Below are 21,315 nucleotides of genomic sequence, written 5' to 3' on the forward strand. Positions count from 1 at the left end.
TGGGGCTTATTACTGTCAGAAAAGTGGCTGGGGAAGCCACGCACGTCAGTTGTTTACTGCGCGATCTTCAAAAATAGCCTTAAGCGGAATTCGTCTAATACGTTCGAAGGGGATTGACTCAAACGAGTAACGAAGATCTAAATACGCATCGGTTCGATTAAAGATGACTTTTTTTAAGGGAAATTTAGAAGTCATTTTAATACGATTGATGTAATACTGCGCATCTTCCGCTGAAAAGGTGCCATTTTCGATAATAACGCGGACGTTATCGACTATCATGGGGAAACACCTCCAACAAGAAAATCCTGGCAAAGCCGGCCGATTGGGGATTATCAGGGAAAGACCGTCATTGCCCTTTGTTGTTAGCGAAGCAAAGGAAATAGAGTAAATCTTAACAACTCGATATACAGTATACACTATGATTAAAACCTTGTGAAGTAGCAAAAGTTACCAATATTGACCAAAAGTCCCAATATATATGGAATTATTCCCAGTAGTCGAAGGTTATATGAGAATCTCGCCCGATTTTGACAGTTTTTGGCGTTTTTAGAGCATTTTGGGGCAATAAGTTATGATGATATCGCCATAAAAAGAGTATTTATGAAAATTATATAGGCCCTAATCAGCAGCAAGTGATTAGGACCTTTGGGACATTAACTATGATATTGTTATTTGAGAACTTTGCTGTACCAGATAGACATGTGCAGGAATGTGATATACATGAGCAGCTCTGCCAGTTCCTCCATGGTTTCGCCTTCGCTGCCTTCCAGCATCCAGGCATGGTCACCGGCTGTGGAAAGCAGGGCGCAGATGACCGCAATGATGAAAAACGCCGTAGGACGCTGAACTGCCAGCAACTTACGCCAGGGAATATGACGAATGAAGGCGTAGAGCAGCAGGAGCATGTATATACCCAGGAAAACGTAAATGGCCGTATGGAAGGGGAAATCCTTCATGGAGATGAATTCCGGGCCGTGGCTGCCCATGTGGGTGGGGAAAAAGACGCGGCCGTAGGAAAGTTCACGCAGTCCGAGCAGGAACAGGAAGGCCGCGGCGGTGTAGAATACCTTGCCGTAGGCAGGATTTTGACGCGCCGCGATGATGTTGTAAGCGACGCCTAAGAGCAGTGCCACAACCTGTGCATTCTCGATAGGGCCGTTTTCCCATGATACCCATTCGGGCAGAATGTCGCTGACGGGAATTATGGCCAACAGGTACAATATGCTGATAACCAGCGCCGCCTTTAGGGGATAGCTGGTGTTGGGAAATTGCTTAAACAATTTAAATATACCTCCAATAATAGTCAAAAAATGCTATAATATTACATATCTTAATTTAGCAGATATGTATGGCAAAAGCAATAGTACTGCATTGACAACCGGGGAGGTTATTGGTTTGCGTATCGTAGTGGTGGGCGCAGGAAAGCTGGGCTATAGTATAGCGGAGCTTTTATCAAAGGAACAGTTTGACGTGGTGGTAATCGACCAGGACGAAAGCCAGCTCGAGGCAGCAAAGAATACTCTGGACGTGCTGACCATTGCGGCCAATGGTGCCAGCCCCATAACGATGGCTGACCCTGATGTACGGGATGCGGATATCCTCATTGCGGTGACAGCCAGCGATGAAGTCAATATGGTGGCCTGTATTTTGGCCAAGAAACATGGGATAAAACATACTGTGGCCCGTATCAGGGATATGAAATTCATGTCTGAGGCCAAGGATTATCTTAAAAAGAATTTTGACATTGACCTGATGCTGAATCCGGAGCTGATAACGGCCAACGAAATAAACCGCATTCTCATGACGCCGGCGGCGCTCGATGTGGAAGATTTTGCCCACGGCAAGATACGTCTGTTTGAAACGAAGATTCAGCGCAAGTCCTCCATTGCCGGGATTCCCTTGAAGGATATTCAGCTGCCCAAGGGAGTGCTGGCCGGCATGATTTTCCGGGACAAGCGCATGATTATTCCTCACGGTGAAGATTCCCTGCAGCCGCATGACAATGCGTATTTTATCGGGATTCCGGAGGAAATAGAAAAGTTCAGTCAGAAATTTGTCCAGCGTGATGCCCGTAAATTGCACCGTGTGCTGATTATCGGTGCCGGCCGGGCCGGCCGGGCTTTGGCACAGCTGCTTGACAGTCAGGACGTGCATGTCAAGGTCATTGACCATGACCGGGAACGCTGCCAGCTGGTGGCGGCTATGCTCAAAAAGGGCATAGCCATCTGCGGTGATGGCACGGATATTGATTTGCTGGTGGAAGAAGATGTAGCTCATGCTGATGTGGTGGTGTGTCTGACTGAGGACGATAAGCTGAACCTTATGCTGGCATTGCTGGCCCGTCATTTATCCGGCAACCGGACCAAAACGGTGGTGCGCGTGTCCCGTAATGAATACGTGGAACTGATGGAAAAAGTCGGGGTGAATATAGTTTTGTCCACTCGCCTGTTGTCAGCCAGTGAAGTGCTGGCTTTTGCCCGGCGCGGCGGCGTAGTGTCGGTATCCTTGCTGGAAGGAGCCAAGGCTGAGGCCGTGGAGGTCATTGTCCAGGAGGGGGCGCCGGTGGCCGGCAAAAAGCTCATGGACGTGAAACTGCCCAAGGAATGTCTGGTTTGTGCCTATGTACGTGGTACGGAGGCGCAGATTCCTAATGGTAATACCGTGCTGCTGCCCGGTGACAGAACAATTCTCTTCATACAGACGAAATTCTCACAACAGGTCATCAAATACTTCAAAGGGAAGGAATAAATGTGAGCCGTTTAGGACATACCGCTGTGCAGCGGGAACAGGGGCTGGAACTTTTTTGGCTCCTGATGGGGCAGATAGCGATAATGATGGGGGCCGCCATGTGCGTGCCCCTGATAGCTGCGCTTATCTGGCATGAGCCGGAGGCGTGGCTGTTTGTGCTGCCGGCACTGTTTTCCTATGGGCTGGGGCGGAAAATGATTAACCTGGGCAGTTCGGAGGAACGGGGCCGTCAGCTGACAATCCGGGAGGGTGTTTATTTTACCACTTTTGTCTGGCTGCTGATGGCGTTTATTGGCCTGATGCCGTATCTCGGTTCGGGAATCTTTCCCGGATTCAGCGGTGCATTTTTGGAGACGGTCGCAGCCCTGACTACCACCGGCATGTCCTGCCTGCCCTTTGACCGGGGGGATATTCTGCCCCGGTCATTTATCCTGTGGCATAGTATAATGAGCTGGCTGGGCGGACTGACCTTTGTTATTGTCATGGTGACGGTGCTGCCGCAGATAAGCGGCTGTTTTGGCCTGACACTTTCGGCTAGGCAGTCGATTTTCTTTAGTCCGGTCTGGAACAAAATGGCGCAATCGGCCCGGCAGGGGACCACGGTTTATGTGGCTTTGACCGTGTTGGCGGCCGGACTCTATTATCTGGCAGGGCTTAATCCTTTTGAGGCGATTATGCGGGCTTTGATTTCCCTGTCCTCCGGCGGCAGTGCCTCCGTTTATGATTTTATTGACCATGATAACCCCAGCCTGGAACTGGCGGCCGGGGTGGCCATGCTCCTGTCGAGTATGAGCTTGCTGCTGGTATGGAAGGCCTGGAAACTGAAAAGTCTGGGCCTGCTATTGCGCGATACGGAAATCCGGTTCTTTTTGCTGTTGTTTGCCGTTTTTGGCACAATGGTGTCTGTGCACCTGTGGGCGGCCGGTCAGTATGGGCTGGCAGACAGCCTGCGTTATGGATATTTTGCGGTGCTGTCCTTTATGTCAACCAACGGTTTTGTGTCGGCTCCCTTCTGGCTGTGGCCGTCCTTTGACCGTTATGTCCTGTTTATGCTGGTATTTGTCGGCGGCTGTATCGGGGCTACGGCCGGCGGCCTGAAGGTCATGCGCCTGCTGGTGCTGCTGCGGCTGGCCTGGACGGAACTGCCTCGGACATTGCACCCCCGTATGGTAACGGTGGTAAAAGTGGACGGTCTTCCGGTGCCGGATAAGATAGTGGGGCGCATACTGGCGTTTTTCTACCTGTATATTACGGTGTTTATTGTCTTTTCGCTGGTACTGTCCCTGTCGGGTATCAATCTCCTGCAGGCTATGGGCGTAGCGGCTGGCTGCCTCACCAGTACCGGCACTTCGGCGTCCCTGTTTGGCCTGGGCAGTCTTTATGCGCTGCCGGTCTGGGCCAAGTTTGTCTGTGCGCTGCTGATGATTATCGGCCGCGTGGAAATTTTCTCCTTCATGGTTTTATGGGGGCTGGGGCGCAGTAATTTGCAAAAAAGGTGGTGAAGGAATGCAGCTGCAGGTTATATATTATGTTCTGGGCCGTTTGGTGATGGCGGAAACGCTCACCATGTTCATTCCTTTTGCCCTGGCATTTTACTATTGGGAAAGCAGCATTCCCGGCTTTGCCATAGCTTTGGGGCTCAGCGCCTCCGTCGGACTGGTGCTGCAATCGCATGGCCGTCCCAATGTGGATAATCTGTCCATTCGGGAGGGTATTGCCATTACTGGTCTGGGCTGGGCGCTGGCTACGGGCCTGGGCATGCTGCCCTATGTTTGCGGCGGCTACCTGGGAGGGCTGGACGCGCTGTTTGAAAGTATTTCCGGCTTTACCGGCACAGGGGCGACGGTTTTTGAAACTTTGACGGGGCTGCCCAACAGTATTCTGTTTTGGCGGATGATGACGCACTGGTTTGGCGGCCTGGGCATTATCGTCATCTTTATTGCCCTGCTGCCACAGACAGGGCAGAGCTCCGTGTATATGTATAACGCGGAAACCACTGGCCCGACGCAGGACCGGGTATTGCCCCGGCTGCGGAATATGACCAAGGCCCTGTTTCAGATGTATCTGCTGTTCACAGCCGTGGCCACGGTGGTGTATGTTATCTGCGGCCTGGGCCCCTACGAGGCCTTGACGCATGCCATGAGCACTATTGGTGCCGGCGGTTTTTCCATTTATGATGAAAGTGCCATGCATTTTCAGAATCCGGCCTTTGAGTGGAGCATGACCTTTTTCATGATTCTGGCCGGCGGTAATTTTGGTCTTTACTATCGTATATGGCAAAAAGGCCCCGGGGTAATAAAGCATAACTCGGAATTCAAGGCCTATATTTTGCTGCTGTTTACGGCGATGGTGCTGATTGGGGGCAATCTCCTGTACACCATGCCCTATTCACCTGGGGAGGCTGTACGTTATGCGGCTTTTCAGGTGGGCTCCATTTCCACTACGGGCTTTGTGTCAGCGGATTTTGATAAATGGCCGGCTTTTAGCAAGGGCATTCTGCTGATGCTGATGATAAGCGGCGGCTGTGCCGGTTCTACGGCCGGCGGCATGAAGGTCGCGCGCGTGGTGCTGCTGGTCAAAAACACCTGGGCGGTGATACGGCAGAAACTGGCACCACGGCAGCTGGTAGAGGTCAGGATGAATGGCAATCGTGTCAGCGAGGAAGTCCTGCTGCGTGTGGGGCAGTTCTTTTTCCTGTACATCTTTTTTATTGTCTTTTGGGCGTTTTTACTCACGCTGGATGGTCTGGAAATTTTTGATGCCATTGGCATCAGTGTAACGACTATGGGCAGCGTGGGGCCGGCTTTTGGCATTGCCGGCGCTACCTGCACTTATGCCGGCTTGTCAGTGTTCAGCAAGAGCATTTTGTGCATAGCTATGCTCCTGGGGCGGCTGGAAATGTTTACCCTGCTGGTCATGTTGACCCCGGATTTTTGGCAGAAAGGCAATCGGTGGTAATGTGGATTTAATGAATAATTTTCTGGTGGCTGTCGGCGCGGTAGTGCCGTTGTTCACCCTGTTGTTTATGGGGCTGGTTATCAAACGGCTGAAACTGATGACGGAAACGGAACTGGCGCATACAAATCGTATGGTGTTTACCCTGTTCTTTTTCTGTATGATGTTTTACAATATCTTTACGACGGATTTGGCACACACGGTGCGCCCCAAGCTGATGTTGTTTGGCGGCCTGGGCGTCATCAGTATTTTTCTGGTGGCGGCAGCGATGGTCTGCTGGGGGGAAAAGGATAACCGCAAGCGTGGGGCCATGATTCAGGCTATCTTCCGGAGCAACTTTGTTCTGTTTGGTATCCCGATTGTCGGCAATATCTTTGGTGATACAGCCCTGGCCATTCCCACGATGATGATTGCGGTGATTGTGCCTATCTATAATGTGCTGGCCGTGTTTACACTGGAGACGTTCCGGGGCGGCCGCTTTGCTTTGGGCAAGATTTTACTGGGTATCCTCAAAAATCCCATGATAATGGGCGCCCTGACCGCTGTGGTGCTGCGGCTGCTTGATTTCCCTGTGCCCAAGCCTGTACTCAAGGGCATCGGTCAGGTGGCCGCGGCCACGACGCCGGTCGCTTTGATAATTTTAGGGGCGTCCTTTAAAGGCGGCAGTTTTCATAATCACCTGCCCCAGCTTATCAGCTGCGTGGGCGCCCGTCTTATCCTGGTGCCGGCGGCAGCCTTGAGTCTGGCGGTATACCTGGGGTTCCGGGATATAGAGCTTGTAACCCTGCTGGCGGTTTTTGCGTCCCCCTGCGCCGTGGCCAGTTTTGCCATGGCACAGCAGATGGGCAGTGACGCTGATTTGGCTGGCAACTGCGTAGTGTATACCAGTGCCCTGTCCTGCCTGACAATTTTTGGCTGGGTGTTTTTCTTAAAGATAATGGGCTTATTCTGATACATAGACGATAAAGGCAGGAGGCTTTTTGATGAAGGATTTATTGGATGTTCATACACATACATTGGCGAGTGTACATGCCTACAGCACATTACGGGAAATGATAACGGCGGCCAAGGAAAAAGGCTTGTCCCTGGTCGGTATTTCCGACCATGCCCCGGCTATGCCGGGGGCTTTTCATGAGTTCTATTTCTGCAATTTCAAGGTTATTCGCCGTGATGCCTATGGCATAGATTTACTGATGGGCGTGGAGCTGAATATCCTGGACTTTTCCGGTTCCACGGATTTGCGGCAGGAGTATCTGGACAGAATGGATTATGCCATCGCCAGCCTGCATAATCCCTGCATAAAGCCGGGTAACCGTGCGGAAAATACGGCCGCGCTCATCGGAGCCATGCAGAAACCCAAGGTGAAAATCATCGGACACCCTGATAATCCCGACTATCCTGTGGATTTTGACGCGCTGGCGCAGGCAGCGAAGGAGTACCATGTACTGCTGGAATGCAACAACAGTTCCTATACCCCGGGGGGCAGCCGTCAGGGCTCCCGGGAACTGGCCGGACAGCTGCTGGCTGCCTGCCAGCGGCACAATACCATGGTCATCATGGGCAGTGACGCGCATATTGACCTGGACGTGGGCAATCACAGTTATGCACAGGAGCTTATCAGCAAGTATGCTTTCCCCGAGGAATTAGTGATAAACAGTTCGCCGGAAAAGTTTAAGGAATGGGTACAGGGCTGATTATCAGATACAAAATGCAGTATGTTAGTAAGTTTATGATAGCTAGGAGGACAGGCCATGAAAGATGATGCCAGGCCGGTGGATAAGGAGAGGGCAGCCCGGGCCATGCGGGATTTTTTGGAGGCAGTGGGCGTTGACCTGCAGGCGCAGGGTATGGAAAAGACGCCGGAACGCGTGGCGAAAATGTATGAATATCTCTTTAACGGTATGGGCAAGGGAACGTCTGATATTTGGGGCGAAACCTTTGATGCCGGTTCGGAGGGCATTGTCGCCGTCCGCCACGTACCCTTTTATTCCATGTGCGAACATCATTTGGTGCCGTTCTTTGGCGAGGTGAGTATTGCCTACCTGCCGGGGAACGGGCGAGTGGCCGGGTTCAGCAAGTTTTCCCAGCTGGTGGAGCGCCTTTCCCATAAGCCGCAGCTGCAGGAGCGGCTGGCGGCACAGATTGCGGCCGCTGTGCGCAAAGATTTGGGCGCGCGAGGAGTGCTGGTCGTCATTGAGGCGCAGCAGCTCTGTATGACCATGCGCGGTGACCTGGCACATGGCACCCGTACAGTGACTTCGGAATGCAATGGCGTCTTTAAGGAAGATACAGCGCTTTACCAGCAGGCGTGGATGATTTTGGGCGGTGAAAAGGCATGAGGGCAAAGCGGCAATATGTATTTGCTGATGGCAAGCGACTGACATTGGGGGAACGCACCCTGATAATGGGCATTTTAAATATCACACCGGACTCTTTTTCGGACGGCGGTAAGTTTAATAACCGTGACGCTGCCCTGCGCCACATGGAGGAAATGGTGACAGCCGGAGCTGACATCATCGATGTGGGCGCGGAGTCCAGCCGTCCCGGTTTTAAGCCCATGCCGGCGCAGGAAGAGATGGACAGACTGCTGCCGCTGCTCGAAGAAATCCTGCGTCATTGCCCGGTTCCGGTATCAGTGGATACTTTTAAGGCGGAAACGGCCCGGGCAGCGGCCCGGTGCGGCGCCCATATCTTAAATGATATATGGGGCCTGCAGTATGCGGAAGAACCAGGAGCGATGGCGAAAGCAGCAGCGGAATTTAACCTGCCGGTGGTGGTCATGCATAATCAGCAGGGTACAAACTATGATGGTGATATCATTGCAGCCATGCAGAATTTTTTCCAGGAATCGCTCCATATTGGACTGGCTGCCGGCATGAAGAAGGAACAGTTTATCTTTGACCCCGGTATTGGCTTTGGCAAAACCGCGGAGCAAAATGTGGAGGTTTTGCGGCGGCAGGAAGAGCTGCTGCAGGTGGCCGGGGAAGAATATCCCCTGCTGCTGGCGGCCAGCCGCAAGAGCTTTATCGGCAAGACTTTGAACCTGCCTGTGGAGGAACGAATGGAGGCCACGGGGGCAGCCTGTGTGGTAGGTATCACTAAGGGCGCAGGTATTGTACGGGTGCATGACGTGGCGCCTATTGCCCGTATGTGCCGGATGACGGATGTTATATTGAGGAGCGGAGAGAATGGATAAGATAAAACTGACGGGGCTGAATTTTTACGGATATCATGGCTGCCTGCCCGAAGAACGTCAAATGGGGCAGGAGTTCGGTGTGGACGTGTCCATGTATCTTGATTTGCAGGAGGCCGGCGAAACGGATAAGCTGGCGGCTACAGTAAATTACGCAGATGTGTATAAGCTGGTGAAAAAAGTGGTGGAAGGTGAACCGCGGAAACTGATTGAGGCTGTAGGCGAGGAGATAGCTCAGGGCATTTTGGCAGAGTTCTCTTTGGTGGAAAAGGTCCGGGTTACGGTGCATAAACCCCATGCACCGCTGCCGGGCGTGTTCACTGACGCCAGCATAAGTATTGTGCGGACGCGGAGATAAACTGGTGAAAATATATTTGAGTCTGGGCGCTAACTTGGGGCAGCGGGGCGAAACCCTGCGTGAGGCCCTGCGGCGACTGTCCGTTTTACCGCAGGTACGGCTGCTGGCCGTGGCTCCTTTTTACGAGACGGCCCCCTGGGGCAACCTGGAGCAGCCGCCATTTTTGAATACGGCTGCTGTGGTGGAAACAACGCTGACGCCACGGGAATTTTTGCAGGCCAGCCAGCAGATTGAACAGGCTTTAGGCCGGGTGCGGCACGAGCATTGGGGCGCCAGAACCATAGATATTGACCTGCTGGCGGCAGACGGCTATGAGTCCGATACGGAGGAACTCAGACTGCCGCACCCGTATTTGACAGAACGGGCTTTTGTCCTGGTGCCGCTGGGGGTTATTGCGCCACAGCTGGTCATCAAGGGGCGGACGATAGCTGACTGGTGCCGGGACGAACAAATACAGGCCCAGGAAATAACGCCTGCCCCGGAACTGTATGAACCCTATCCCTTGCGTATGATTGCCTGTGTAGACGAACAGGGCGGCATAGGACGGCAGGGGCAGCTGCTCGTACATAATGATGCAGATATGGCCCATTTCCGCCGGCTGACGCTGGGCCAGGTGGTGATTATGGGGAGCCGTACACTGGCGTCACTGCCCGGGGGGCGGCCACTGTCTGACCGGGTGAATGTTGTGCTGTCAAAAAAAATGCAGCGCGATGATGTGCAGGTCTGCCATAATCTGACAGAACTATGGACACTGCTGGGGCGCCTGCAGGCAGAAAATCCCCGGCGGAAATTTATCTGTATCGGCGGCGGCGAAATATATGCGTTGCTGCTGCCTTACGCCAAGGAACTGCTGCTGACCAAAGTGGACGGCGCGTTTGCGGCGGATACGTTTTTCCCGGACTATGCGGAGTTTACAGAAGTATCCCGAGAGCCTGGGAAGGGACTGGCATTTGTCAGATATATGCGAACACACAGGAGTTGTTAACCAAATGGAGATTTTTCATAATGACTGGGCCGGCCTGTTGGACGACGAATTAAAACAGCCGTATTATCAGGAACTGCGCCAGTTTTTAATCAGCGAGTACCGCAGCCGGCAAATTTTCCCGGATATGTATGCCATATTTAACGCTCTGCACTATACCAGTTATGCTGATACGAAGGTGGTTATTTTAGGGCAGGACCCTTATCATGGTGACGGACAGGCGCATGGCTTATCCTTCTCGGTTTTGCCCGGCGTTGAACCGCCGCCCTCCCTGCTGAATATTTTTCAGGAACTTTCTACGGACCTGGGCTGCACCATTCCCAATAACGGCTGCCTAAAGCCCTGGGCTGAACAGGGGGTACTGCTGCTGAACACGGTGCTTACTGTAAGAGCTCATCAGGCTGGCTCCCATCAGGGGAAGGGCTGGGAGCATTTTACGGATAAGATAATAAACCTGCTCAATGAACGGGAAAAGCCGCTGGCCTTTATCCTGTGGGGCGCACCGGCCCGGCGCAAGAAAGCCATGATAACAAATCCGCAGCATTTCATCGTGGAATCGCCGCACCCCAGCCCCCTGTCGGCATATCGCGGCTTTTTCGGCAGCCGTCCCTTCTCCCGCGTGAATGAATTTTTACAGCGGACGGGGCAGTCGCCGATAAACTGGCAATTGCCGAATATTTAAAAAGTGGAACTGATTTCATATTTTGCTTGCCTTTTTGGCAAAAATCTCCTAATATAGAGCATATAACATATTTTTAGGCGCGACTGGGGATGGAATATGGAACAGAAAGTAACAATTAAAGACGTAGCGGAACTGGCTGGTGTATCGAAAAGCACAGTTTCCCGTTATTTGAATAATGGCTACATCAGCATGGAAAAACAGCAGCGAGTCCGTAAGGCTATTGAGGCTACGGGCTTTCAGTCCAATTTTTTTGCCAAGCGGTTAAAGACCAGAAACAGCAAGCTGATCGGGATAGTTTTGCCCCGTATGGATTCAGTGACGGTGGGAAAACTCCTGGCCGGCATAGCCCGAGTGCTGGAGCCGGAGGGCTACCAGAGTATTTTGCTGGTCAGTCAGTTGTCAGGCAAAAAAGAATTGGATAATATGCAAAAACTCCAGCAGCAGGGTGTGGACGCGATTTTGGTTGATTCCGTGGGCATTACGCCGGAACACGTGCGGTGTGCGCAGGAATGGTCAGTGCCTATCCTGTTTACGGGACAGCAGAATGAGGCCGTGCATTGTATAAAAATAGATGACCTGGCAGCAGGTCACCGCATGGGCGCTTATTTACGGCAAATGGGGCACACCCGGGCGGTGTTCGCCGGGGTTACCGAAAGCGACGAGGCCGTCGGCATCGAAAGAAAACGGGGCTTTATCGAAGGTTTTTGCAAGGGCCGTCCGGAGGCGCAGGTGGAGTTCGTGGAAACGGGTTTTGATTTTCTCTCCGCTTATAATCGGGCCGAGGAAATCCGTCAGATGAAGCCGTCCGTAGTGGTAGGGGCCACAGATAATATCAGTCTGGGTATTTTGCGCTACTTCCATGAACGGGGGGTAAAAGTGCCTGAGGATATTTCCGTGGTGGGCTTTGGCGGCTATGAGGTAGGCGCGGTAGTATATCCGGCCTTGACCACGGTTGCTTTTGATTACGAACTGATGGGCATGAAAGCGGCCAGTTTCCTGCTCAATATCCTGCACGGCAAAGAGGAAGAACAGGATAATCTGGCCATGCCGTTGTTTTTTGTGGAGCGCGAAAGCGTCCGCAAAATGAATCAGGAGTTTGTGGCGCAACCGCCGGGGACTTTGACGGGATTGGCGTGAGTAATGATTGACGGGAGACACTTTCTTCGCTATAATTGTGGTGTTTGAATTGAGTATTTATTGTATATAGAGGGAGTGTTATATAGTGAGGAAAATGACGCTTTGCGGCTGGGGATTGGTCGCAGGATTGTTATTAGGCAATGTGTTTAGCGGAACTGTTTGCACTGCCCAGTCGGCACCGAGTTCCATAGAGGTTCGTCCTGTGCCCAAAGAAGTGCCGGAAAATAAGGGTGCATATATAGAGTCTGATGAAATATTTAAAACGGCAGGTCTGCGAACGGGACAGCTTACAGATAACTACAGACTGGGAAAATATGATGTTATTTCGCTTAGTATCTTAGGTTTTCCTGAAGGTTTGGGGTATTCGACCGGTTATACACAGATAACTGCGGAACAGGCGACTGCATCTAAGACTGGTAATATAAATGAAATTATGATTGGCCCGGATGGCTATGCTGCTGTTCCTTATGTGGGAAATGTTCAATTGGCTGGGCTGACCTTGGATGAAGCGAACGATAAAATTCAAAGAGCTCTAAGCCGCTATATAAAAATTCCCAGCATGAGTGTGGCTGTGAAAAGCTATGGTCCGCGCAGAGTTTATGTAATGGGAGAAGTCAAAGAACCCGGTATTCAGAAAATGGATATAGATAGTCTGAATGCTTATGCAGCTATTGTATCTGCTGGTGGTTTCTCTAAACGTGGACGTAGTACTAAGGTACAGATAATTCGTGTGGTAGATGGTACGATGTACTATCGTCGCCTTAATATGAAGGATTATGTTGTAAAGCATGATCTTACGCAAAATGTGACGGTGCAGGATGGTGACATTGTCTATGTACCAAGAACCAATGCTATTTTCTGGGATGAAGATATCCTGCCGTATTTCCAAGTTTGGACGTACTATAAAGCTATAATCAAATAATAGCAATTAAAAAACTCGCTTAGGCGAGTTTTTTTAATTGAGCTAGGAGTTTTTGTTTGCGTTTGCTGACGGTTTGCGGACTTAGGTGGAGCAGGCGGGCGATGGTGTTTTGCGGCAGTTCGTGGTAGTAAAGCAGGCTGAGGAGCTGCTTATCGGCGGTGCTTAGCTGGCGGCTGAGGCGGGACAATTCGTCACGAGCGGTGATGATTCTTTCCGGTGTGGGCGCAGGACTTTCCACCAGATTGTACCAGGGGGCGTCGGTGCCATTGGCTGCAGGATGGGCTGTATGCAGATTGCAGGTGCAGGTTTTTCGCAAGGCTTTATACAGGGCGCCCTGGAGATGGCTTTGTAAAAAGGCGGCAAAGTGAACGCCGCGGCTGGAATCAAACGCATGGACCGATTCCATAAAGGCCAGGGCCAAAATCCCCGGGGCGTCCTCGCTGAGTTCCCGGCCGGATGGTGTGTGCTGATAGCGGTGTGCCATTTTGTGGAGCAGACCGGTGTAAGCCTGCAGGAGCTGCTCACAGGCAGTTTTATTGCCGTGCTGGGCCATGTGGATTAGTTCGTTTTCCTGTTGAATGCTGTACATATTGACCACCTCCGTTGTTTGCCTTTAGCTTAGACAATTAGCCGGGCGGCTGCGCTGGCGGAAACAGGGCTGATTCCTGCAAATATTTGGCTGAAACGGTCAGTTTTTGTTATAATCAAAGAAGAAACGGGGGAATTGTCATGCGAATCGAAGAAATCATCAACCAGCACCGTTTGGACTTGAACGACACGGATATGGTTATCTACAAATACATTTTGCAGCACCGGGCGGCAGTCAGGCATATATCAATTCACGACCTGGCCCGGGCCTGTGCTGTTTCGTCCACGACCATTGTGCGCTTTGCCCAGAAACTGGGGTTTGATGGTTTTGGCGAGTTTAAGGCTGTGCTGAAGATGGAAGAGGCAGCGCAAAGCGTTTATAGTGATGACGTGCTTAAGGACCTGCAGAAATTCTACGCCCAGACTTCGGGCAAGATTTTTAAGCGCAACTTTGACAGCGCCAGCCGCCTGATGCATGAGGCTAACCGCGTCTTTATCTATGCCTCGGGCTGTGTGCAGAGCAATGTCGCCCAGGAGTTAAAACGGCTGTTCTTCTATGACAATGTCATGATTTATGAAATCAGCGGTCAGGAGGAATTCATATCTTTGACCAGCGGTCTTACAGCTGATGACCTGTTTATCTTTGTATCCCTGTCCGGGGAAACGCCGGTGGTGGTGGAATTTGCCCAGCGGCTGAAACTGCTGGACGTGCCCTTTATCTCCATAACCAAACTCCATGACAACACCCTGGCCAGTCTGTCCACGGTAAACCTGTACGTATCCCCGGCTAAATTTCAACTCTATGATAACGAAGATGAACGAATTGCTTTTCAATCCATGCTGCCATACTTCATGTTAGTGGAGGTCTGGTATGTGAAATACCGTATGTACCTGCAACAGCAAAGGGACTGTACCAAAGTACAGGAAATGTAACAAAATACAGCTGCAGGGCTATGGACCTAAAGGCCGCTGACTTATTGCGTCGGTGGTCTTTTTTGTGTATGCTGATTCTAGTGAAGCAAAGTAAAGCTAAGAAGAATAGGGGGCTTTAAAATGACAATCAGCAAAGACCGTCTTATGCAGGGGATGCAGCGGTTTGGCGGCGCTATGTACACGCCGGTAATTCTGTTTGCCTTCTTTGGTCTGACGGTAGCACTGTCAATTATCTGTAAGAATCAGGGGCTGTTGGGGATGATAGCCGCTGAAGGTACAGTATGGTATGATTTTTGGTTTGTGGTAGAGCAGGGGGCCTGGACGGTTTTCGCTCAGATGCCAATTTTGTTCGCTATAGCGGTACCCATCGGTTTTGCCAAAAAGGAACCGGCGCGCTGCGCTATGGAATCATTTGTTATCTATATGGTGTTCAATTACTTTATTGCCGGTTTCCTGACATTGCACGGAGCAGCCTTCGGCGTTGATTACAGTCAGGCGGCCGGGGCTGGCACTGGCCTGGCCATGATAGCCAACATTAAGACCTTGGACATGGGTATGCTGGGCGCTATCTTTATTGCCTGTGTGACAGCGTACCTGCACAATCGCTTTTACGACACCAACATTCCCGACTGGCTGGGAATATTTAAAGGCCCGGCTTTTGTCGTGGCAGTCGGCTTTGTTCTGATGGTACCTGTGGCGCTGGCTTTTTGCTGGATATGGCCGGCTATACAGCATGGCATTATGCAGTTCCAGGATTTCCTGAAAACCAGCGGTCTGGTCGGCGTATGGGCCTACACATTTTCCGAGCGTCTGCTCCTGCCGGCCGGGCTCCATCATTTCATCTACCTGCCCTTTATCTTCGGGCCGGCAGTATGTGATGGCGGCATTCAGGCCTACTGGCTGCAGCATTTAGATGATTTTGCCACTAGTGCCCAGAGCTTGCGGGATTTATTCCCGGCCGGGGGCTTTGCCCTTCATGGCAGCTCTAAGATTTTCGGTCTGCCGGGGGCAGCTTTGGCTATCTATATGTGCGCCAAGCCGGAAAAACGGAAGAAAACAGCAGCACTGCTCATTCCGGCAACGCTTACCGCTGTGATTTGCGGTATCACGGAACCGTTGGAATTTACGTTCCTGTTTGTGGCTCCGCTGCTGTATCTGGTACATGCTGTTCTGGCAGCCTGCCTGTCAGCTGCTCTTTACGCCATCGGTCTGGCCGGCAACTTTGGCGGCGGTCTTATCGATGCCTTTGTGCAGAATTGGATTCCCTTGTTCCAGTATCACGCAGGTACGTATATTTTGCAAATTGTAATAGGCTTGTGTTTTACAGCAATTTATTTCATTGTATTCCGCACTCTTATTATGAAATTTGATTACGCTACGCCGGGGCGGACAGCCGACGATGTAGAGGATAAACTTTTCACCAAGGCTGAGTATCAGGCGAAAAAGGAAATGGAAGAAATGGGCCTGGCAGATAATGCGCTGGCCATAAAAGCCAAGGTATTCCTTGATTCCCTGGGCGGCCCGGACAATATCCGCGAAGTGACAAACTGTGCGACGCGCCTGCGCGTTACGGTGGCTGACCCGGATAAGGTCGCGGCTGTGAGCAAATTTACTAAAGCCGGTGCTTTCGGACTCGTGAAAAATGGCCGTGCCATACAGGTTATAGTGGGACTGTCTGTGCCGCAGGTGCGCAGTTATTTTGACGCCCTGCTGAAAGGTGAGAACATTGACGGCGCGGTACAGCAGCCGGCAGTTAAAGAAACAACCGGAATGGACAACAGCCTGGCCATGAAATTAAGTGCCTGTGTATCCGGCAGACTTATGGATATGACCGAAGTCGATGATGATATGTTTTCCCAGAAGATGATGGGGGACGGTATTGCCATTGAACCTGTGGGGGATACTGTAGTTGCTCCGGCAGATGCGGAAGTCACCATGATTATGGAAGAAAGTCTCCATGCTATCGGCCTGCGCCTGCCAAATGGTGTCGAGCTGCTTATTCATATCGGTATTGATACGGTGAAGTTGAATGGTGAAGGCTTTACGGCGCTGGTCAAGGCCGGGGATAAGGTCAAGGCTGGTACGCCGCTGATTAAGTTTGAACAGGAGATTATCAAGAATGCCGGTTATAAAACTACGGTAATTATGGCGGTAACAAATTCCGGCGATTATCCGCAGATGCAGAAAAAGGAAGATGCAGAGGTGGCAGCCGGAGTAACGCCGGTACTGGTATTCTAAGCGTTTAGTTTCGTACAGGAACTGAGAATAGAGGTAAATATGAGTGATTTGAAATGGTGGCAGAAAACCAATGTTTACCAGATATATCCTAAGAGTTTTCTCGATACCACCGGCAGTGGCACCGGGGACCTGAACGGTATTACCGCCAAGCTGGATTATTTAAAGACTTTGGGGACTGGGGCTGTCTGGCTGACGCCGGTATACCCCTCGCCCATGGTGGACAACGGCTATGATATTGCCGATTTCACGGATATTGACCCTGCTTATGGCAGCATGGCGGATATGGAACGGCTTGTCGCTGAGGCGCGGCGCCGGGATATACGTATCGTAATGGATTTGGTATATAACCATACCTCGGATAAACACCCGTGGTTTGTGGATTCGGCCAGTTCCCGGGATAGTGAACACAGCGACTGGTACATCTGGCGTGACGCTAGGCCGGACGGTACACCACCGACTAACTGGCGCTCCATCTTTGGCGGCAGTGCCTGGACATGGTGTGAAAAACGTCAGCAGTATTACCTGCATACTTTTGCAAAGGCACAGCCGGACCTGAACTGGGAAAATCCGGCCGTGCGCCGGGTGCTGTATGAGGCGGCTAATTTCTGGCTGGACAAGGGCGTGGGCGGTTTCCGCATCGATGCCATTGTGTATATCAAAAAACCGGCGCAGTTTGTGGACGGCGAACCGGACAGTGATGATGGTATGGTCAATATTCACAGCATGATTGCCAATACCCCGGGGATTTTGGACCTGCTGCATGAATTTAAGGCTGCGGTGTTTGCTGGTCATGATATTTTCACGGTGGCCGAGGCCAACGGCGTTGCTCCGGCGGACCTGCCAAGCTGGGTTGGCCCGGAGGGAGTTTTCGACATGCTCTTTGAGTTTTCCCATATGAATTTGGAATTTCCCACGGGAGAATTATGGAGTCAGGCGACAGGCTATACGCCGGACATTATTCCCCGGCTGCAGGAAGTTCTCTTTGCCAGTCAGCAGGCCACCGCGGAGCAGGGCTGGTATCCGGTGTTCTTTGAGAATCACGACCAAATGCGCTGTGTGCGCCATTTCTTCCCCGATGAGGCGGACAGGGCACTGACGGCCAAGGTTATGGCAGTCCTGCTCCTGACACTTAGAGGGACACCCTTCATTTATGAAGGACAGGAGCTGGGGCTGGACAACGTCGCCTGGGACAGCATTGCGGCATATAATGATATTTCTTCCCACGGGCAGTATGAGCTGGCTCGGGCAGAAGGCCGCAGCCAGGCTGAGGCGCTGGCGATAGTAAATCGTTACAGCCGGGATAATGCCCGTACACCGATGCAATGGACAACAGGAAAAAATGCCGGTTTCAGTACAGGGCTGCCCTGGCTGCCGGTGCATGACGACTTTGCCGCTGCCTGTGTTGAGAGTGAAACGGCGGCTGCGGATTCGGTGCTAAACTTTTACCGCCGTCTGGTCGCCCTGCGCTATGACAGCTCCGTGGCAGAGATTTTACAGCAGGGGAGTTTTGCCCCTTTGTTGACCGGGGATGACAGCATTATTGCCTTTAAGCGCAGTCTGGGCAACCGCCATGTATATACTCTGCTGAATTTTTCCGGCAGGCAGCAAACGTACAGCCTGCCGGAATTGCAGGGGGCTGAACTGCTTTTAGGCAATATGGCCGGAGGCAGTCTGGGCAGATTACGGCCGTGGGAAGCCGTTATTTATACACAGAAATGGGTGAAATAAATGAAAATAGGTGCCAGTGATTATGATGGTACGCTCTTTCGGCAGAACAAAATTTCTGCCGAAGATGTGGCCGGGGTTAAAGCCTGGCGGCAAGCCGGTTATAAATTTGGGGTGGTCAGCGGCCGGGATTATGGTATGCTTATGCCCCAGCTGAAATATTATGGTATTGAGTCTGATTATGCGGTGTGCAACAACGGGGGGATAATCTTCCGGGCTGATGGCACGCCGCTGTGGCAGGGCAGCATACCGCTGTCAGTATTGACGGAAATTGTTCGTGAACCGGGAGTGCGCCGTTCGTTCCACTTTGCTTTTTCCGCAGTCGATAGAACGTATTTGTATCATGAGAGTGAGGGTTCGTGGATTAAACGCGAGGCCCGCGAATGGAATTTCCCCATTGTGAAAATAACGGAAAGTGACATTATGGGACTGCCGCAGATACATCAGTTTTGCCTGGGCTATCATAAACCGGCGGAGGCGGACACGGTCAGCGCCGCGGTTAATGACAAGTTCGGCCGTTGGGTTCATGCCTATCCGAATGGCTGCAGTGTGGACATAACTCCGGCCGGCGTCAGCAAAAGTCAGGGCATAAATAAACTGTTGGAGCTGATGGGCTGGCAAGGGGCAGAGGTATATGCCATTGGTGATGAAACGAATGACCTGCCCATGCTGGACACTTTTAGCGGGTTCACCGTGGCAACAGCACGCCAGGCTATACAGGACCGGGCACGAGCCGTATACAGCAGTGTAGGTGATATGCTGCTGAGTAATATATAACGAGGCAGGTAAATGCTCTCACCGCAGCAGGCGGGGACGCCGTTGTTCCAGTTTTGTCTATACAAAACTAGAACAACGGCGTTTTAAATATTTGAAAATATTCTGTGCAGGCAGGCAGGAACTTTCTTTTCCTTGCGCGTATATTACCTTATAGGATACGTATTTTTAGCAGAGGAAAGGATGGGTCTGCTATGGCGAAATTAAAATACTTTATTCTGGTGCTGCTGGTGGTAGGTGTAGCTGGCGGGGCCGGATTTTATGCCGCTGTGCAGTATGACCAAACCAGGGCTATAGTTCAGGCAGAACAGGATAAGAAAGAGGCCGCCAAGCAGGAGAAAATAAAGGCAAAAGAGGCGGAGGAGGCAGCGCAGAAGGCTAAAGCCCGACGCAAGCAGGAACTGCTTGACCGGCGTATGGGGCGTACCGAAGAACCTGACCAGGTTGTTCGCGGACTGACGGCCGATATGCTCGTGAGCAAGGAAATGGACGGCTCAACTTATTATCGTTATGAAGACCCAACTGAAGATGGTATATTCCTACAGCCTTATATAGTTCGTGATGGCGGCGGCAGTGCAGTAATTCACGTAATTCTGCGTCATCGCGGCCATCGCCCAATGGGGTTCCAAGGGGTAGGCTTGCAGACAAGTGAGGAAGATGTTTTTCAGGTCAAAGCCAGCAGTCCGGTGACTACTTCCAAAACCAATGACGGTATTATGGAATGGTGCGACCAGATAGCTGACCGGGAAACCTTAAAAGGTATGAAGGAGGTTGCAGACCAGCTGGCCGGCAAAATCGTTATGCTGGGGGTAAAGGGCGGCTCAAATGATGACCGAGCCTTGTCTGCTACTGAGGCTATGCGTATCAGAAATATGCTGGACCTATGCGACATTTTGAATGGAAAGAAACGCACTTGATATAAGGGAAGGTCGTGAGTTGGGATGGACGTGACTATTTTTCCGCCGTTTGTGGCTCAGGTAATGTTAATTCTGGTAGGTGCCATCAGTCTGGTGGCCCTTGTCGGTATTGCCTACAATTATTCCCTGGTCATCAATGGACGGGAGGAACTGGCTAAAATTGCCGCGCTGGAGAATGAAGTAAAGCAGCTGCAGGCAGAAGTAAAGGAAATACGTGGCTGGATGGCCAAGGCACAGTTAAAAGAAGGTGTGCCGCAGGACAAAGTGCCACGGCCGGATAAAGTAAAACCAGAAGGTACGGCCGAGGTAAAAAAAATACAAACGGAAGTATGGCAGGCGTTTATTGATGACTACAATAATCTGGCCGCCAGTATGGACGTTCCCAAAGCCGCAGAGGCCTGCGTGAATTTTGTCAAAAGCCATAAGCTGCAGATGCTTATCTGTGTAGAGCCGCATGATTCGGCCTCAGGACGTAAGACACCTATGTATGCACCAGTGGACGAAACAGAAATCAGTAACTTCTGGGCCTGGCCGATACCGGGGCAGGAGGAAGATTTTGTGGTAGTGCCTAACCCCCTGCCGGAGTATGATGAAAAGCTGCACAATAAGGGCGGCATGAAGGAAACCTTTGCCTCAAATTATGAAACTGGCACTTTCCATCAAATACAGGTAAAACTGCCGGCGCATTTTAAACAGCATTTGGGCTCCTGGTCAATCACGCAGCCCGGGGTTATCAGGGTAAAATAAGCACAATCATAGACGTTAAATCACCATCATGGCCAATTTTGTCAGGGTGGTGATTTTTTTCGTGATTTTTTTAAGAAATTATAAAAAAGATGTTGACAATGGTTGATGATTCCTGTATTATAATATAAGTCGCTGACAGACACGGCAGGCAAAAGCCCGGCAAACCTTGAATGGTAGCGAGTTTTTGGACGGCCGCAAAGCTTTGAAAATTTTCTAAAAAAGATGTTGACAAGCTAACCTGAATGCGATAAGATAAGTGAGTCGCTTGAAACGACAGGCGATAAACAGATTGTTCTTTGAAAACTAAACAATGCAAATAATCATGCAACATGATTAAAGCCAGATGTTTGAGAAACTTTTAGTTTCTTATTAAAACATCGATTGGTATGAACAACATAGCAATCGGCAATTTCTTT

21 protein-coding genes are annotated in these 21,315 nt (G+C 51.2%); 18 read left to right on the forward strand and 3 right to left on the reverse strand.

All coding sequences use genetic code 11. The features are described from left to right. Nucleotides 1-45: 45 nt before the first annotated feature. Nucleotides 46-279 (reverse strand): hypothetical protein, encoded by a 234-nt coding sequence (locus DL94_RS0113015; RefSeq protein WP_028130539.1) that lies wholly within the window; start codon nt 277-279, stop codon nt 46-48. Between the two features lie 389 nt (nt 280-668). Continuing rightward, complete coding sequence (locus DL94_RS0113020; RefSeq protein WP_028130540.1) at nt 669-1,280, reverse strand: hypothetical protein; 612 nt, start codon at nt 1,278-1,280, stop codon at nt 669-671. A 115-nt stretch (nt 1,281-1,395) separates the two neighbouring features. On the opposite strand from DL94_RS0113020, the gene trkA reads away from it, so the two are divergent. The 12 genes from trkA (at nt 1,396) to DL94_RS0113080 (ending at nt 12,977) form a co-directional block, all read left to right on the forward strand. Further along, nucleotides 1,396-2,748, forward strand: a complete 1,353-nt coding sequence (gene trkA, locus DL94_RS0113025; RefSeq protein ID WP_028130541.1) for a Trk system potassium transporter TrkA — start codon at nt 1,396-1,398, stop codon at nt 2,746-2,748. A 2-nt stretch (nt 2,749-2,750) separates the two neighbouring features. After that, nucleotides 2,751-4,250 carry a TrkH family potassium uptake protein gene (locus DL94_RS0113030; RefSeq protein WP_231464704.1) on the forward strand — a complete coding sequence of 500 codons (1,500 nt, stop codon included), beginning with the start codon at nt 2,751-2,753 and terminating at the stop codon, nt 4,248-4,250. A gap of 4 nt (nt 4,251-4,254) precedes the next feature. Continuing rightward, complete coding sequence (locus DL94_RS0113035; RefSeq protein ID WP_028130543.1) at nt 4,255-5,706, forward strand: TrkH family potassium uptake protein; 1,452 nt, start codon at nt 4,255-4,257, stop codon at nt 5,704-5,706. A 10-nt stretch (nt 5,707-5,716) separates the two neighbouring features. After that, nucleotides 5,717-6,655: an AEC family transporter gene (locus DL94_RS0113040; protein WP_037371891.1), complete on the forward strand. Its 939-nt coding sequence runs from the start codon at nt 5,717-5,719 to the stop codon at nt 6,653-6,655. Nucleotides 6,656-6,686: 31 nt separating this feature from the next. After that, nucleotides 6,687-7,397, forward strand: a complete 711-nt coding sequence (locus tag DL94_RS0113045; protein ID WP_028130545.1) for a phosphatase — start codon at nt 6,687-6,689, stop codon at nt 7,395-7,397. Nucleotides 7,398-7,454: 57 nt separating this feature from the next. Beyond that, a complete protein-coding gene (folE, locus tag DL94_RS0113050) occupies nt 7,455-8,042 on the forward strand; it encodes a GTP cyclohydrolase I (protein ID WP_028130546.1) in 588 nt (195 codons plus the stop codon). After that, nucleotides 8,039-8,899, forward strand: a complete 861-nt coding sequence (gene folP / locus DL94_RS0113055; protein ID WP_028130547.1) for a dihydropteroate synthase — start codon at nt 8,039-8,041, stop codon at nt 8,897-8,899. The genes folE and folP overlap by 4 nt, the downstream gene beginning before the upstream one ends. Further along, nucleotides 8,892-9,254 (forward strand): dihydroneopterin aldolase, encoded by a 363-nt coding sequence (gene folB / locus DL94_RS0113060; protein ID WP_028130548.1) that lies wholly within the window; start codon nt 8,892-8,894, stop codon nt 9,252-9,254. The genes folP and folB overlap by 8 nt, the downstream gene beginning before the upstream one ends. Nucleotides 9,255-9,258: 4 nt before the next feature. Then, a complete protein-coding gene (folK, locus tag DL94_RS14955; protein ID WP_037371893.1) occupies nt 9,259-10,239 on the forward strand; it encodes a 2-amino-4-hydroxy-6-hydroxymethyldihydropteridine diphosphokinase in 981 nt (326 codons plus the stop codon). A gap of 4 nt (nt 10,240-10,243) precedes the next feature. After that, the gene (locus DL94_RS0113070) at nt 10,244-10,918 is read left to right on the forward strand and encodes a uracil-DNA glycosylase (protein WP_028130549.1); all 675 of its coding nucleotides are present in this window, start codon (nt 10,244-10,246) and stop codon (nt 10,916-10,918) included. 96 nt (nt 10,919-11,014) lie between these two features. Further along, nucleotides 11,015-12,055, forward strand: a complete 1,041-nt coding sequence (locus DL94_RS0113075) for a LacI family DNA-binding transcriptional regulator (RefSeq protein ID WP_028130550.1) — start codon at nt 11,015-11,017, stop codon at nt 12,053-12,055. Between the two features lie 94 nt (nt 12,056-12,149). Beyond that, complete coding sequence (locus DL94_RS0113080) at nt 12,150-12,977, forward strand: polysaccharide biosynthesis/export family protein (RefSeq protein ID WP_072023127.1); 828 nt, start codon at nt 12,150-12,152, stop codon at nt 12,975-12,977. A gap of 19 nt (nt 12,978-12,996) precedes the next feature. Here DL94_RS0113080 and DL94_RS0113085 read toward each other — a convergent pair whose 3' ends face one another. Further along, on the reverse strand, nt 12,997-13,566 hold the full coding sequence (locus tag DL94_RS0113085; RefSeq protein WP_028130552.1) for an RNA polymerase sigma factor: 570 nt from the start codon (nt 13,564-13,566) through the stop codon (nt 12,997-12,999). A 140-nt stretch (nt 13,567-13,706) separates the two neighbouring features. Here DL94_RS0113085 and DL94_RS0113090 point away from each other — a divergent pair, with 140 nt between their 5' ends. The 6 genes from DL94_RS0113090 to DL94_RS0113115 all read left to right on the forward strand — a co-directional run bounded on the left by DL94_RS0113090 (nt 13,707) and on the right by DL94_RS0113115 (nt 20,899). Continuing rightward, nucleotides 13,707-14,498, forward strand: a complete 792-nt coding sequence (locus DL94_RS0113090) for a MurR/RpiR family transcriptional regulator (RefSeq protein WP_028130553.1) — start codon at nt 13,707-13,709, stop codon at nt 14,496-14,498. Nucleotides 14,499-14,618: 120 nt separating this feature from the next. Then, a complete protein-coding gene (locus DL94_RS0113095; protein ID WP_028130554.1) occupies nt 14,619-16,736 on the forward strand; it encodes an alpha-glucoside-specific PTS transporter subunit IIBC in 2,118 nt (705 codons plus the stop codon). A 39-nt stretch (nt 16,737-16,775) separates the two neighbouring features. Next, the gene (locus DL94_RS0113100) at nt 16,776-18,464 is read left to right on the forward strand and encodes a glycoside hydrolase family 13 protein (protein WP_028130555.1); all 1,689 of its coding nucleotides are present in this window, start codon (nt 16,776-16,778) and stop codon (nt 18,462-18,464) included. Further along, on the forward strand, nt 18,465-19,238 hold the full coding sequence (locus DL94_RS0113105; protein ID WP_028130556.1) for an HAD-IIB family hydrolase: 774 nt from the start codon (nt 18,465-18,467) through the stop codon (nt 19,236-19,238). It begins immediately after the preceding gene. Between the two features lie 191 nt (nt 19,239-19,429). Continuing rightward, a complete protein-coding gene (locus DL94_RS0113110; protein ID WP_028130557.1) occupies nt 19,430-20,152 on the forward strand; it encodes a hypothetical protein in 723 nt (240 codons plus the stop codon). A gap of 24 nt (nt 20,153-20,176) precedes the next feature. Then, a complete protein-coding gene (locus DL94_RS0113115) occupies nt 20,177-20,899 on the forward strand; it encodes a hypothetical protein (RefSeq protein WP_028130558.1) in 723 nt (240 codons plus the stop codon). Nucleotides 20,900-21,315: the final 416 nt, after the last annotated feature.

It is taken from the genome of Selenomonas sp. AE3005 (assembly GCF_000686945.1).
In the GTDB taxonomy this organism is placed as follows: domain Bacteria; phylum Bacillota; class Negativicutes; order Selenomonadales; family Selenomonadaceae; genus Selenomonas_A.